We start from the raw sequence: 13,030 nt of genomic DNA on the forward strand, positions 1-13,030 counted from the left end.
TGACTCATGGCTGCTCCCCTAACACAGGGTGGCCGAGGCGGTGCGCGCGGCCGCGGAACCAGGCGACGGTTTTGCCCCGTTGGTTGACGATCTCTACGTCATACAGCCCGGTGGTTTTGCCCTGATGACGCAGCTCGGCGCTGGCGGTGAGGCGATCGCCCGCCAGCGCCGGACGGATAAAATCGATACTGCAACCGGATGCCACCGCAGCCAACCCCTGACTGTTGCAGGCATAGGCGAAGGCAGTATCGGCCAGGCTGAACAGCTGGCCACCGTGGCAGGTCCGGTGGCCGTTAAGCATCTGCGGGCCAACGGTCATGCTGACCCTGGCGAAACCGGCGTCGACATCATCTACCTGCATACCCATCGCCTGCGCGCAGGTATCTTGTTGAAACATCCGTTCGGCGCAGCGCTGCGCCAGCGCATGGGGCGTATTGGCGTTCATCATTCGGCTCCTGAAGAGAGGAAAGCGTAGTGGCGCAGCAACGGCATTGGCCGATAACGCGGCTCGCCGTAGTAGCGATGCAGGTTTTCCAGCGTAGCGAGGATTTGCCGCCAGCCGAGCGCAGCCCCCCATTCCAGCGGGCCGCGCGGGTAATTGACGCCGCAACGCAGGGCGCTATCGATATCTTCGGCGCTGGCGACGCCTTTATTTACCGCATCCAGCGCCTCGTTGCTCAGCATGGCGAGGGTTCGCATCACCAACAGGCCAGGGTAATCCGGCAGCAAAATCACCTGCTTACCGAACGATTGCAGCAGGCGCACTACCTTGTCGTTGTGCCGTGCGTCGTTTTGCATTGCGCAGCTGATGGCGACGCAGGGGGCTTGCGAATAGTTGGCAGACAGATCAAACAGCACCACGGGGGTTCCGGTTTCCTCGGCAATCTGGCTGGCTGTTTTACCATTGGTTAACATAAATGTAACTTCGTCGATCCGGGCAAAGGCGCTGGTCTGGCCAGGTTGTATGATCGCCTCCGCATTTCCCGTCAGCAATCCGGCCAAAAACGCCACGCCCGCTTCGTCGCCGTGCAGTTGGATGCTGCGTGGCGGCTCCGCCTGCGAGAGGGGCAGGCAGACGGCGGTCGACGACGTTTGTTCGCCATCATAACGATAAAAGCCGCAGCCGCTTTTGCGGCCCAGACGCCCGGCGGCCACCAGCTCTTGCTGTACCAGCGACGGCGTAAATCGCGGGTCCTGGAAAAAGGCCTGAAACACCGACTCGGTGACGGCATAGTTAATATCCTGGCCAATCAGATCGGTCAGTTGCAGCGGCCCCATGGCGAAACAGCCGGCATCGCGCATCACCGCATCAAGCGTGGCGACATCGGCCACCCGTTCTTCCAGCGCGCGCAGGGTTTCGGCGTAAAAAGGCCGCGCCACGCGGTTGACGATAAACCCCGGTGTGGAACGGCACAGCACGCTCTGTTTGCCCCATTGCCGGGCCAGCGTTTGCAGAGTGGCGACGGTATCGGCGCCGGTGTCCAGCCCGCTGACGATCTCCACCAGCGTCATCAGCGGCGCCGGGTTAAAGAAGTGCAGCCCGGCCAGGCGTTGCGGATGCTGCAGCGCGCCGCCGATGGCGGTAATCGACAGCGACGAGGTGTTGCTGGCAAACAGCGTGGCGGGTGAGCACAGGGCTTCCAGCTCCCGAAACAGGCTTTGTTTGATCGCCAGTTTTTCGGCTACCGCCTCTATGATCAGTGTGCTGTCGGCCAGTTGTTCAAGCGTATCCACCGGCTGGATGCGCGCCAGCAATGCCTCGGTGGCGTCCGCATCGGCTTTGCCGGCCGCCACACGCTGGCGCAATCGCAGGCTTAAGGCGCCCAGCGCGTTTTGGGCAGCGGTTGCGGCGATATCAAACAGTTTCACCTGATGCCCGGCATGGGCCGCCACCTGGGCAATGCCGATGCCCATGGTGCCCGCGCCAATCACCGCCACGGTTCCGTTGAAGTTCGGCAGGCTCATGGTTATTTCCCGCTGAAATGGGGTGTGCGTTTGGCGAAGAAGGCGCTGATGCCTTCGCGATAATCGTCGCTGCGGCCGCCGAGGCGCTGAAGATCGCGCTCCAGCTCAAGCTGTTGATCGAGGCTGTTGGTTGCCGAACCGTAGAGGGCTTTTTTAATCAGTCCCAGCCCGTAAGTCGGCTGGGTGGCCAGATGCCGCGCCAGCGTTTGGGTGTGGTCGGTCAATTCGCCTGCGGCCACTACCTGCCAGATCATGCCCCATTCCAACGCCTGCTGTGCGCTGACTTTGTCGCCGAGCAGCGCCATGCCCATGGCGCGGGCATGGCCCGCCAGACGTGGCAGGAACCAGCTGCCGCCGGAGTCCGGCACCAGCCCCAGGCGGCAAAACGACTGGATAAAGCTGGCGTTGTCGGCGGCGATCACGATATCGCAGGCCAATGCCAACGCGGCCCCGGCACCCGCCGCCACGCCGTTGACGGCGCACACCACAGGTTTGGGCAAGGCGGTCAGGCGGCGGATCAGCGGGTTATAGAAACGTTCGACCGACAGGCCGAGATCCGGTGCCTGTTGCTCAACGCTGACGTTACGATCGCTCAGGTCTTGCCCGGCGCAAAAACCGCGCCCGGCCCCGGTGATCAGCAAGCAGCGCACCTCGTCGTCACGTTCGGCGCGGGTCAGCGCCTCGCTGAGCTGGTGGTGCATCTCGTCGTTAAAGCTGTTCAGCCGGTCCGGCCGGTTGAGGGTCAGGGTCAGAACCCCGGCGCCGAGGTGGGTGAGAATCAATGCGTTATCCATAAATCAGCGCCCCTGATAGTTTGGCGTACGTTTTTCGAAGAAGGCGGCGATGCCTTCACGGCGATCGTCGGTGGCGGCCAGCGCGACAAACTGCTGGCGCTCACAGGCCAGCCCCTGGCTGAGGCCGACTTCTTCCGCCTGTTTTAGCGCCTGCTTGGCGGCACGCAGCGCCAGCGGGGCTTGTAAGCTGATGCGTTCGGCGATCTGCTGAGCGCGTTCCAGCGTCAGCGCGTCGACGCACACTTCACTGACCAGCCCGGCTTGCAGCGCGCGAGTGGCGTTGATGGCCTCACCGGTCAACACCATCTGGGCGGCCAGGGATTTCCCGACGCAGCGGATTAAACGCTGGGTGCCACCCGCTCCCGGTATCAGGCCAAGGGTGATTTCCGGCAGACCAAAGCGGGCGCTTTCGCCGCAGATAATGAGGTCGCAGGCCAGCGCCAGCTCGCAGCCGGCACCGAGCGCGTAGCCGTTTACCGCCGCCAGCAGCGGCTTACTGAACTGCGCCAGCCGCTGCCACAGCAACGGTCGGCGATCCGCCAGTGCCGCGGGCAGGTCCTGCTGTTGCAGCTCCCGCAGATCGGCACCCGCAGCAAAGAAGCGCGCGGCACCGGTTATCACCACTGCGCCCACGCCTGCGTCGGCATCGGCTTGTTCCAGCCGATACGCCAACTGTTCCAGGCACGGGGTGCTCAGGGCGTTACGCGCCTCCGGGCGATGCAGCGTCAGGGTGACCACGCGTCGCTGCTGTTGTTGCAAGATCAAAGGGGTTTCCATTACCGTCTCCTAGACGTCAAAGTCCAACACCACGCCGTCGCCGCGCGGCCACGACTGGCAACTCAATACGAAGCCGGCGGCCAGTTGATCCGGCTCCAGGCTGTAGTTGACGGCCATCTCCACCTGGCCGGCCTTCAGCCGGCATTTGCAGGTAGCGCATACCCCGCCTTTGCAGGCGTAGGGCAGGTCCGCGCCCTGGCGCAGCGCCGCGTCCAGAATGCTGTCGTCTTGTGCGCCAACCTCGATATTCAAGCGGCGGCCATCGAGCAGGATCTCTACCTGGGTGGCGTTGCGGCTGCTGTCGTTGAGCGGGCGGGCGGCAATGCCGCTGGTGTTAAAACGTTCGCTGTGGATGTGGGCAGCCGGTACGCCGGCTTGTTCCAGCACGGTTTGCGCGTCGTCCATCATCGCCTCCGGCCCGCAGATAAAGGCGTGGTCGTAGTCGCGGTAATCCAGCAGCGCACTCCCGATAGCCGTCAGGCGTTCGCGATCGATGCGACCGCTGAGCAGCGGGCTGTCCAGGCTCTCCTGGCTGAACAGGTACAGCGGCTGAAAGCGCTGCGGATAGCGGTTTTTCAGGTCGCACAATGCCTCTTTGAACATCACCGAACGGCTGCTGCGGTTGCCGTAGATCAGCGTGAAGCGGCTGTTGGCTTCCAGTTGCAGCGTGGCCTTGATGATCGACAGCATCGGCGTGATGCCGGAGCCGGCGGCAATCGCCAGATAGTTGCCGCAGTTTTCCGCCTGCGGCTGATAGCCGAAACGCCCCTGCGGCACCATCACCTCCAGCGCGTCGCCGACCTGTAGCATTTGATTGACGAACGAGGAGAAACGCCCCTGATGAATCGCTTTGACGCCGATCTGCAGCAGTCCTTCTTGCGGGGCGCTGCAAATGGAATAGCAGCGGCGCAGCTCTTCGCCGTTGACCCACGCCTTTAACGTCAGATGCTGGCCGGGGGTGTAGCGGTAATGGCTTTTCAGCTCATCGGGCACGCGCAGCGTAATGGCCACGGCGTCCGGCGTTTCGCGCTCGATGGCGGCGACGTTAAGGCGATGGAAGAGCGTCATGGTGTTCTCCTATTGCAGGGCGCGGCCTATATACATTTGAAATAGTCGAACGGTTCCCGGCACTCGCAGCAGCGGTAAAGTGCCTTGCAGGCGGTGGAGCCGAACTCGCTGATTTTTTCGCTGTGGGTGCTGCCGCAGCGCGGGCAGGGCACCGGGCCGTGGGCCTCGGGTTTATCGCAGGTGTGGCCCTGCGGCGGCGCGACGCCGTAGTCCCGCAACCGCGCACGCGCAGCCGCATTCATCCAATCGGTGGTCCAGGCCGGGCTGAGGCGGATTGCCACCTTCACCGGGCTGAAACCGGCTTCCGCCAGCCGCTGCTCGATGGCGTTGAGCAGATATTCGGTAGCGGGGCAGCCGGAGTAGGTCGGCGTAAAGGTAATGCGCCAGCCTGCGCCGTCCGGCTCTACGTCGCGCACCATACCCAGATCGGTGATCGACAGTACCGGCAGTTCCGGATCGCTGATCTGTTGCAGACAGTGCCAGATTTGCGGGATCTCGGCGGCTTGCAGCCGGGTGATGTTCATGGCGGCCTCTTTACCAGTTGCTGTTGGGATAGGAGCGCTGCAGAAACTGCATTTCTGCCAGCAGCGGGCCGAGATGTTCGCTGTGCCGCCCCTGTTTGCCGCCGTGACGGAACGCCTGTTCCTCCGGCAACGTCAGGGTGGCCAGGCGCAGGGTGTCGTCCACCAGCGCCCGCCAGGGTGCCTCAAGCTGACGCGGATCGGCGGCGATGCCTTGTTCCGCCAACGCCAGCTCGAGGTCATCGGCGTGGAACAGTTCAGCGGTAAAGCGCCACAGGTTATCCAGCGCCTGCTGAATTTTTTGATGACTGACCGCGTTGCCATCGCCCAGGCGAATCATCCAGCCGCGGCTGAAGCGCAGGTGATAATCCGCCTCCTTCAGCGATTTGGCGGCGATGGCGGCCAGCTGTGGATCACGGCTGCGGCTCAGCGCCTGGTGCAACTGCACGTGGTAAGCGTCGAGCAAAAACTGCCGCACCAGGGTGTCGTTGAAACCGCCGTTCGGCTGTTCCGCCAGCAGCAGGTTGTGGAACTCACGCTCGTCGCGGCCGAAGGCCAGGCGATCTTCACCGTATTGCGGCCCGGCCAGTTCGGCGGCATAGCCGAGAAAGTTGCGCGCCTGCCCGAGCAGATCCAGGCCGATGTTCGCCAGCGCCAGATCGATTTCCAGCTCCGGCGCGTGGCCGCACCAGGCACACAGCCGCTGGGCCAGGATCAGCGGCGTATCGCTTTGACGCAGTACATAGGTGATTCGCGGATCGTTAAAGGTCATGGCCGCCTCTACATGTTCTTGATGCCGTCGGGAATGGTGTAGAACGTCGGATGACGGTAGATCTTGTCATCGGACGGATCGAAGAACGCCCCGCGATCTTCCGGCTGTGAAGCGATCAGATGGCTCGATTGCACCACCCAGATTGAGCAGCCTTCGCTGCGCCGGGTATAGGCATCGCGGGCATTTTCCAGCGCCATTTGGTCATCGGCGGCGTGCAGGCTGCCGACATGGCGGTGCGCCAACCCTTGTTTGCTGCGAATAAACACTTCATACAGCGGCCATTCAGCGTGAGTCATTTTCGATTCCTTCATCTATGCGGCGGTGGCGGCATTTTTCGTCGCGTGGGCCAGCGCGCCTTCACGCACCCAGGCACCGTCGTCCCAGGCGCGGCGCTTGGCCTGCAGGCGTTCGTGGTTGCATTGCCCGCGCCCCTTGATCACCTCATGCAACTCGCTCCAGTCGATAGCGCCGAAGCGGTAGTGACCGGCAGCCTCGTCCCAGGCCAACTCGGCATCGGGTGCGGTCATGCCCAGCGCTTCCAACTGCGGCACGGTGTTGTCGACAAATTTCTGCCGCAGTTCGTCATTGCTGTGGCGTTTGATCTTCCACGCCATGCTTTGCGCGCTGTGCGGTGAGTCGGTGTCGCTCGGGCCGAACATCATCAGCACTGGCCACCAAAATCGGTTAATGGCGTCTTGCAGCATCGCTTTTTGCTGCTCGCTGCCGTTAGCCATCGCCATCACCGCTTCGTAACCCTGGCGCTGGTGGAAACTTTCTTCTTTGCAGATTTTCACCATCGCCCGCGCATAGGGGCCGTAAGAGGCACGACACAGCGCCACCTGATTGACGATGGCTGCGCCGTCGACCAGCCAGCCAATCACCCCGATATCCGCCCAGTTGAGCGTCGGGTAGTTGAAGATGGAGGAATACTTCATCTTGCCGTCGAGCATTTTTCGGTAGATCTCCTGGCGCGAGCAGCCCAGGGTTTCGGCGGCGCTGTACAGGTACAGACCGTGTCCGGCTTCGTCCTGCACCTTGGCCAGCAGCACCGCCTTGCGGCGCAGGGTCGGTGCCCGCGTCAGCCAGTTGGCTTCCGGCAGCATGCCAACCACTTCGGAATGGGCGTGTTGGCCAATCTGGCGGATCAGATTTTGGCGATAGGCGTCAGGCATCCAGTCTTTGGCTTCGATGGCGGTATCCGCCGCAATCTTGGCGTCGAAGTGCTGCTGATATTGCGCGTCAGTGGTCATGCTTGCCTCTTGGTGATTCGTATTTTTCACATTAAATATAAAAATGTGAATCACGTTAATTCACCTTAAGGCTACAAACTGATAACAAAAAGATCAAAGGGCCTTTATGTTGTTTTGCGATGCTACTCACAAAGGTGTTTTTTAATTATTTGTTTTATATGTTTTTTATAAAGTAAGTTCGAGAGTTTTTTCGATGTGTTTGGCTCCAGTCGGGGTCATGTTGTTTGATTTTTGTTAAATTTTTATCGGGTGTAAACTGGACAATATGTGATACGTAATTAAGCTATCTAGTGTAAATTTATGAATTCCGGAGATGCACATGCAGCAGTTACACAGTTACCTTTCTGGCGGCTGGGTGTTCGGCCAGGGGCAAGCCCGCGAAATCCATCACGCCATTACCGGCGAACCGCTGTATCAGGTTTGCTCCGACGGCCTGCCGCTGGCCGCCAGCCTGGACTATGCGCGCCATAAAGGCGGCAGGGCGCTGGCGCAGATGACATTCCAGCAGCGCGCGCAAATGATGAAGGCAGTGGCCAAACACCTGCTGGCGCACAAAGAGGCGTTGTATGCGATTTCATACCAGACCGGTGCCACGCGCAGCGACGGCTGGGTGGACATCGAAGGCGGCATCGCGACGCTGTTCGCCTATGCCGGCCTGGCGGGGCGTGAACTGCCGGACGATACCCTGTGGCCGGAGGACGAGCCGATTTCGTTATCCAAACAGGCGCAGTTCGCCGCTCGCCACGTGTTGACCTCGCGACCGGGCGTGGCGCTGCATATCAACGCCTTTAACTTCCCCTGCTGGGGGATGCTGGAAAAACTGGCGCCGACCTGGCTGGCGGGCATGCCGGCCATCATTAAACCGGCGACGGCCACCGCGCAGCTGACGCAGGCGATGGTCAGGTTGATTATCGACAGCGGGCTGGTGCCGGAAGGGGCTTTGCAGTTGGTGTGCGGTGGCATCGGCGACATGTTCGATCACCTGGATTATCAGGACGCGGTGACCTTCACCGGCTCGGCGCAGACCGGCCAACACCTGCGCGCGCACCCGCGCCTGCTGGCAAAATCTATCGCTTTCACTATGGAGGCCGATTCGCTCAACTGCTGCGTGCTGGGGGAGGACGTCACGCCGCAAATGCCGGAGTTTGCGCTGTTCATCAAGGAGGTGTGCCGTGAAATGACCGCCAAGGCCGGGCAGAAATGCACCGCCATCCGGCGGATTATCGTGCCGGCGAAGCGGGTGGTTGAGGTGCAACAGGCGCTACTGCAACGGCTGGCCGGGGTAACGGTGGGCGATCCCAAGCTGGAACAGGTGCGAATGGGGGCGCTGGTCAGCCGCGAGCAGCGCGATGATGTGCAGCAAAAGGTGGAATTCCTGCTGCACCACGGCTGCGAACCGCTGTGCGGTGCGGCGCTCGATAAACTGGATTTGGTCGGTGAGGGCGTGCAGAACGGCGCGTTTTATCCGGCCACGCTGCTGTATTGTCCCGATCCGTTTTCGCACCAGGCGGTACATGGCACCGAAGCTTTTGGGCCGGTGGCGACGCTGATGCCGTATCAACAGAGCGAGCAGGCGATTGAGCTGGCGCTGCTGGGCCAGGGTAGCCTGGTGGGATCATTGGTGACTGCCGATGAGGCGTTGGCAACGCGCTTTATCCGTGCCACCGCCTGCGCCCACGGCCGTATGCTGATCCTGGATCGCCACGCGGCCGTGGAATCCACCGGCCACGGCTCACCGCTGCCGATGCTGATGCACGGCGGGCCGGGGCGTGCCGGTGGGGGCGAGGAGTTGGGCGGGTTGCGTGCGGTGAAACACTATATGCAACGCACCGCCCTCCAGGGCAGCCCGGCGATGCTGGCGGCGATTGGCCGCGAGTGGGTGCGCGGAGCGACAGTGATTGAGGATCCGGTTCATCCGTTCCGTAAATACTTTGAACAGCTGCAACTGGGCGAAAGTCTGCTGACCGCCCGCCGCACCGTGACCGAAGCCGATATCGTGAATTTTGCCTGCCTGAGCGGCGATCATTTCTACGCCCACATGGACAAGATCGGCGCCGCCGAGTCGCTGTTTGGCGAGCGGGTGGCGCACGGCTATTTTGTGGTTTCAGCCGCCGCCGGGCTGTTTGTCGACCCTGGCGTGGGGCCGGTGATCGCCAACTATGGCATGGAAAACCTGCGCTTTATCGAACCGGTGAAAATCGGCGATACGCTCCAGGTGCGCCTGACCTGCAAAAAGAAAATCCGCAAGCCGCAGAAAACCGCAGAGGATCGCCCGCATGGGGTCGTGGTGTGGGATGTTCAGGTGTTGAATCAGCATCAGCAGGCGGTGGCGCTGTACAGCATTTTGACGCTGGTGGCGTGCCAGGAAGGCGACGTTGGGGCGGTAAGCTGACCGGCAACAGATTGCCGGTCATGTATCACTATGGGGCTGGGTTAAACCGCCGCGCTGTTGCAGACGATGCGGTTTTTACCCTCTTTTTTGGCCTGATACAGCGCGCTGTCCGCCATATTGATAAAACCAATTGGCGTGTCGTTGTACATATGCGGCACTTTGGCGCAGATGCCAATGCTGAGGGTGATAACGCCGTGCGGATTCCCCTGATGCGGTATCTTCAGTTCACGCACCGCCTGCATCACGCGTTCGGCGAAAATCAGCGCCCCCTGGGCGTCGGTATCCGGCAGTATGATGCTCATTTCTTCACCGCCATAGCGGGCCATGATGTCATTGCTGCGGCTGGCCAGCCCCTTGAGCATTTGTCCGATCTGCTGCAAGCATTGGTCGCCGGCGACGTGGCCGTAGATATCGTTGTACTGCTTGAAATAGTCGATATCCAACATCAGCAGCGCCACACTGCGGTAGTTTCGCGCCGCGCGCGCCAGTTCGTTCTTTAAGGCGATATCAAATTGGCGGCGATTGGCCAGCCCGGTCAGGCCGTCCAGCAACGCCAGCTCTTCAAGCCGCAGGTTGATGCTGGTGAGCTGATCGCGGGTGCGCATCAGTTCGGCTTCGGTGCGCACGCTGTGGTTTATCTGCCGCATCAACACCAGCCCCAACGCCAACAAAATGGCCAGCAGCGTGGCGCCTCCGGCCACAAACAGGCCGGAATCGTTGCGCCAGTCGGCCAGCGCGTCTTCCTTCGACAGCCCGGCGGTGATCACCAACGGATAGCGGCTGACCCTTGAATAGCCATAAATCCTTTCCACCTTGTCGTACAGCGAGGTGATGGTGGCATTACCGAATTCGGAATGCGGCAGGATTTCGCGGAACAGCACACCCTGAGAGATATTTTTGCCGATCGACGCGGCGGAATAAGGGCGGCGGTAGAGAATGGTGCCATCCGCCAGCAGCAGGCTGAGCGCGGCGTCGCTGTTAAGCGCAAAGGTGTCGTAAAACTGGCGGAAATAATCGACGTACAGCGTCGCCAGCACCACGCCGGCAAAGCTACCGTCCGGGTGATTTAAACGGCGTGACACCGGAATGATCAAATCGCCGGTTGAACGGCTGCGCACCACCTTGCCGATATAAATCGCGTTGCTGTTGTGCTCGAGGTGGTATTTAAAATACTCGCGATCGGCATTGTTGGCGCCCTGCACGAACCTGCCTGAAGAGGTGACTATCCAACTGCCGTGCGAATCATAAATAAACAGGCCATGCAACTGAGGCAGATTGCCGACCTCTCCTTGCATCAACTTTTGCAGCCTCAATTGCTGCGGCTGGCCCAGACCGTCGGTTTGAATGCGTTCGGTCAGATCGGACAGCGTACTGTCCACTTGCAAGAAAGTGTCATCGGCATGTTGCGCCAGCGAGCGTGCCAGATTGGCGGATTCATATTCGGCGCTTTTCAGCTCGCGCTGATGCGCATTCCAAATTTGCCAAACGTTAAACAGAATCAGCGTGGCGGCAACGATGATGACAAACACGCCAGCCTGAAATAATAACGGGGAATTTTTACCGTTGCGCGGCAGATCGGCATCCTGCGGTTGCTGCTGTGTCATGTAACCCTTTTTACTGTGTGATTTTTAAATAAAGTTAAGAACTATCTTACATCTTATTCGTTAATTCTGCTGACCACTACTCCCTTAAACAAGTTACCCTCGGCAGATGTTACGATTCGTTCAAAACCGCCCGAAAACCAGAGGATCGCGAGTGTGTCTGACACCATCATTATTACTTTACTGACGCTGGCGGTGTATTACCCGGTCACGTTGGGCGTGCTGGCGGTGATGATGTTTTTTGCCTGGCGGCGACGTAAATCGCCTTACTGGCGCTTAGGACTGGTGCTGCTGGCGGGGCTGTTTGCACTGTTCGCCATGGCAGCCTACGACTGGCATCACTATAGCTGATTGCCGAAGGCGCGGTGTCCGTCAGAGGCCGTGGGCACCGCGATGAGGTGGCATTATTCAACGTTAATCATCCAATTGACGCCAAATTGGTCGGTCAGCATGCCAAACCCCTTGGCCCAAAAAGTGGGTCCATAAGGCAGGGTTACCTGTCCGCCCTGCGACAGCTTTTCAAACAGTTCACGCCCTTGTTCCACGTCTTTTGGGTTGAGCGACAGGGAAAATCCTTTATGTGACGCGTCGGCGCCATCCTGCGGGCAGCCGTCGGAGGCCATCAGCGCGCTTTCACCAATCAGCAACCTTGCATGCATGATGGATTCCGGATCGGCATCCTGTGGGCCACCTTGTTTTGCTTCCTCGGGCATTTCCTTGTAACGCATGATCATTTCAATTTTACCGCCCAGTTGCTGGGCGTAGAAATTCACCGCTTGCTCGCAATTACCGTTAAAAAATAAATAAGGTTGAATCAACATGACATTGACCTCGGTTATGGCCCGTCAGGCTGTAAACCGGCCCGAGGGCGGGGATAAATAATTTCTCTGGGCAACTATTGCCGCAGGTGACTTACAAGTGTAGTGCGATTCGCGGTGAATGCCCGGTGGACGATCACGCTCTGGCGCTTTGGTATGCGGCCAAACAAATTGAGCGAAAAAGTGGGATGGTTCATCCCGATTTGGACAGATTATCTGAGCGGTCAGGGTTCCTATACTCGTTGCAACTTTCACTAACGGAGTCATGGTCATGAGTAAGCAATCTTTGAATGGAAAAGTGGTGCTGATCGCCGGCGGCGCGAAGAACCTGGGCGGCCTGGTAGCACGCGATTTGGCGGCCAACGGCGCGGCGGCCATAGTGGTGCATTACAACAGCGACGCGACCCGTGCGGCGGCGGAAGAAACCCTGGCCGCGGTGAAAGCGACGGGGGCGCAGGCGATAGCGGTGCAGGGCGATCTGACCCGGCCGGCCAACGTGGCGCATCTGTTTGAGGAAGGGATTAAGGCGTTCGGTAAGGTGGATATTGCGATCAATACCGCCGGTCTGGTGATCAAAAAGCCGATCGCCGAGGTGACTGAGGCGGATTACGACACCAGTTTTGACGTCAATGCCAAAGCGGCATTCTTTTTCATTCAGCAAGCAGGCAAACACCTGGCGGACAATGGCCGTATCGTGACCATCGTCAGTTCGCTGCTGGCGGCCTATACGCCGTTTTATGCGGTGTACCCCGGCAGCAAGGCACCGGTGGAACACTTTACCCGCGCGGCTTCCAAGGAGTTTGGCGAGCGTGGCATCAGCGTGAACGCCATCGGCCCCGGCCCGATGGATACGCCGTTCTTCTATGGGCAGGAAAGCAAGGACGCGGTGGAATACCATAGCAGTGCCGCCGCGTTGAGCAAGTTCTCGAAAACCGGCCTGACCGATATTGAGGACATCGCGCCTATCGTCAAGTTTTTGGTCACCGACGGCTGGTGGATCACCGGGCAGACGTTGTTCGCCAACGGTGGCTATACTACCCGTTAATATCAATTTGCTGCGGCAAACCGCCGC

Annotated in this window: 14 protein-coding genes; 3 read left to right on the forward strand and 11 right to left on the reverse strand. The window is 60.1% G+C overall.

The genetic code is table 11. The annotated features are described in order from the left end of the window. Positions 1–4: 4 nt before the first annotated feature. The 9 genes from paaI to paaA are packed head-to-tail and all read right to left on the reverse strand — an operon-like array spanning position 5 to position 7,147. Positions 5–445 (reverse strand): hydroxyphenylacetyl-CoA thioesterase PaaI, encoded by a 441-nt coding sequence (paaI, locus tag SPL01S_RS01330; RefSeq protein ID WP_062871257.1) that lies wholly within the window; start codon positions 443–445, stop codon positions 5–7. Then, positions 445–1,965 (reverse strand): 3-hydroxyacyl-CoA dehydrogenase, encoded by a 1,521-nt coding sequence (locus SPL01S_RS01335; protein ID WP_063197120.1) that lies wholly within the window; start codon positions 1,963–1,965, stop codon positions 445–447. The genes paaI and SPL01S_RS01335 overlap by 1 nt, the downstream gene beginning before the upstream one ends. A 2-nt stretch (positions 1,966–1,967) precedes the next feature. Next, complete coding sequence (gene paaG, locus SPL01S_RS01340) at positions 1,968–2,759, reverse strand: 2-(1,2-epoxy-1,2-dihydrophenyl)acetyl-CoA isomerase PaaG (RefSeq protein ID WP_063197122.1); 792 nt, start codon at positions 2,757–2,759, stop codon at positions 1,968–1,970. Between the two features lie 3 nt (positions 2,760–2,762). Then, positions 2,763–3,536: a 2,3-dehydroadipyl-CoA hydratase PaaF gene (gene paaF, locus SPL01S_RS01345; RefSeq protein WP_063197124.1), complete on the reverse strand. Its 774-nt coding sequence runs from the start codon at positions 3,534–3,536 to the stop codon at positions 2,763–2,765. 9 nt (positions 3,537–3,545) lie between these two features. Next, on the reverse strand, positions 3,546–4,604 hold the full coding sequence (paaE, locus tag SPL01S_RS01350) for a 1,2-phenylacetyl-CoA epoxidase subunit PaaE (protein ID WP_062871253.1): 1,059 nt from the start codon (positions 4,602–4,604) through the stop codon (positions 3,546–3,548). A 26-nt stretch (positions 4,605–4,630) separates the two neighbouring features. After that, positions 4,631–5,128: a 1,2-phenylacetyl-CoA epoxidase subunit PaaD gene (gene paaD / locus SPL01S_RS01355; RefSeq protein WP_063197126.1), complete on the reverse strand. Its 498-nt coding sequence runs from the start codon at positions 5,126–5,128 to the stop codon at positions 4,631–4,633. Between the two features lie 10 nt (positions 5,129–5,138). After that, positions 5,139–5,897 (reverse strand): 1,2-phenylacetyl-CoA epoxidase subunit PaaC, encoded by a 759-nt coding sequence (gene paaC / locus SPL01S_RS01360; protein ID WP_063197128.1) that lies wholly within the window; start codon positions 5,895–5,897, stop codon positions 5,139–5,141. Between the two features lie 8 nt (positions 5,898–5,905). Further along, a complete protein-coding gene (gene paaB / locus SPL01S_RS01365) occupies positions 5,906–6,193 on the reverse strand; it encodes a 1,2-phenylacetyl-CoA epoxidase subunit PaaB (protein WP_004946321.1) in 288 nt (95 codons plus the stop codon). A gap of 15 nt (positions 6,194–6,208) precedes the next feature. Beyond that, positions 6,209–7,147: a 1,2-phenylacetyl-CoA epoxidase subunit PaaA gene (gene paaA, locus SPL01S_RS01370; protein WP_063197239.1), complete on the reverse strand. Its 939-nt coding sequence runs from the start codon at positions 7,145–7,147 to the stop codon at positions 6,209–6,211. 319 nt (positions 7,148–7,466) lie between these two features. On the opposite strand from paaA, the gene paaZ reads away from it, so the two are divergent. Beyond that, entirely contained in the window at positions 7,467–9,539 is a 2,073-nt protein-coding gene (gene paaZ / locus SPL01S_RS01375; RefSeq protein ID WP_063197130.1) for a phenylacetic acid degradation bifunctional protein PaaZ, read from the forward strand. A 41-nt stretch (positions 9,540–9,580) separates the two neighbouring features. Here the strand turns inward: paaZ and SPL01S_RS01380 are convergent, their stop codons facing one another. After that, complete coding sequence (locus SPL01S_RS01380; RefSeq protein ID WP_063197132.1) at positions 9,581–11,143, reverse strand: sensor domain-containing diguanylate cyclase; 1,563 nt, start codon at positions 11,141–11,143, stop codon at positions 9,581–9,583. 153 nt (positions 11,144–11,296) lie between these two features. On the opposite strand from SPL01S_RS01380, the gene SPL01S_RS01385 reads away from it, so the two are divergent. Then, positions 11,297–11,491 (forward strand): hypothetical protein, encoded by a 195-nt coding sequence (locus SPL01S_RS01385; RefSeq protein ID WP_006326225.1) that lies wholly within the window; start codon positions 11,297–11,299, stop codon positions 11,489–11,491. Positions 11,492–11,544: 53 nt separating this feature from the next. On the opposite strand, the gene SPL01S_RS01390 is transcribed toward SPL01S_RS01385, so the two are convergent. Beyond that, a complete protein-coding gene (locus SPL01S_RS01390; RefSeq protein ID WP_013813567.1) occupies positions 11,545–11,961 on the reverse strand; it encodes a VOC family protein in 417 nt (138 codons plus the stop codon). Positions 11,962–12,229: 268 nt separating this feature from the next. Between SPL01S_RS01390 and SPL01S_RS01395 the strand changes: the two genes are divergently transcribed. Beyond that, entirely contained in the window at positions 12,230–13,003 is a 774-nt protein-coding gene (locus SPL01S_RS01395) for an SDR family oxidoreductase (RefSeq protein WP_062871248.1), read from the forward strand. Positions 13,004–13,030 lie beyond the last annotated feature (27 nt).

This window comes from Serratia plymuthica NBRC 102599 (assembly GCF_001590925.1).
Classification (GTDB): Bacteria; Pseudomonadota; Gammaproteobacteria; order Enterobacterales; family Enterobacteriaceae; genus Serratia; species Serratia plymuthica.

Coding starts and splice junctions, on each gene's coding strand:
- paaI (WP_062871257.1), bottom strand. CDS start 445: ATGAACGCCAATACGCCCCATGCGCTGGCGCAGCGCTGCGCCGAACGG.
- SPL01S_RS01335 (WP_063197120.1), bottom strand. CDS start 1,965: ATGAGCCTGCCGAACTTCAACGGAACCGTGGCGGTGATTGGCGCGGGC.
- paaG (WP_063197122.1), bottom strand. CDS start 2,759: ATGGATAACGCATTGATTCTCACCCACCTCGGCGCCGGGGTTCTGACC.
- paaF (WP_063197124.1), bottom strand. CDS start 3,536: ATGGAAACCCCTTTGATCTTGCAACAACAGCAGCGACGCGTGGTCACC.
- paaE (WP_062871253.1), bottom strand. CDS start 4,604: ATGACGCTCTTCCATCGCCTTAACGTCGCCGCCATCGAGCGCGAAACG.
- paaD (WP_063197126.1), bottom strand. CDS start 5,128: ATGAACATCACCCGGCTGCAAGCCGCCGAGATCCCGCAAATCTGGCAC.
- paaC (WP_063197128.1), bottom strand. CDS start 5,897: ATGACCTTTAACGATCCGCGAATCACCTATGTACTGCGTCAAAGCGAT.
- paaB (WP_004946321.1), bottom strand. CDS start 6,193: ATGACTCACGCTGAATGGCCGCTGTATGAAGTGTTTATTCGCAGCAAA.
- paaA (WP_063197239.1), bottom strand. CDS start 7,147: ATGACCACTGACGCGCAATATCAGCAGCACTTCGACGCCAAGATTGCG.
- paaZ (WP_063197130.1), top strand. CDS start 7,467: ATGCAGCAGTTACACAGTTACCTTTCTGGCGGCTGGGTGTTCGGCCAG.
- SPL01S_RS01380 (WP_063197132.1), bottom strand. CDS start 11,143: ATGACACAGCAGCAACCGCAGGATGCCGATCTGCCGCGCAACGGTAAA.
- SPL01S_RS01390 (WP_013813567.1), bottom strand. CDS start 11,961: ATGTTGATTCAACCTTATTTATTTTTTAACGGTAATTGCGAGCAAGCG.
- SPL01S_RS01395 (WP_062871248.1), top strand. CDS start 12,230: ATGAGTAAGCAATCTTTGAATGGAAAAGTGGTGCTGATCGCCGGCGGC.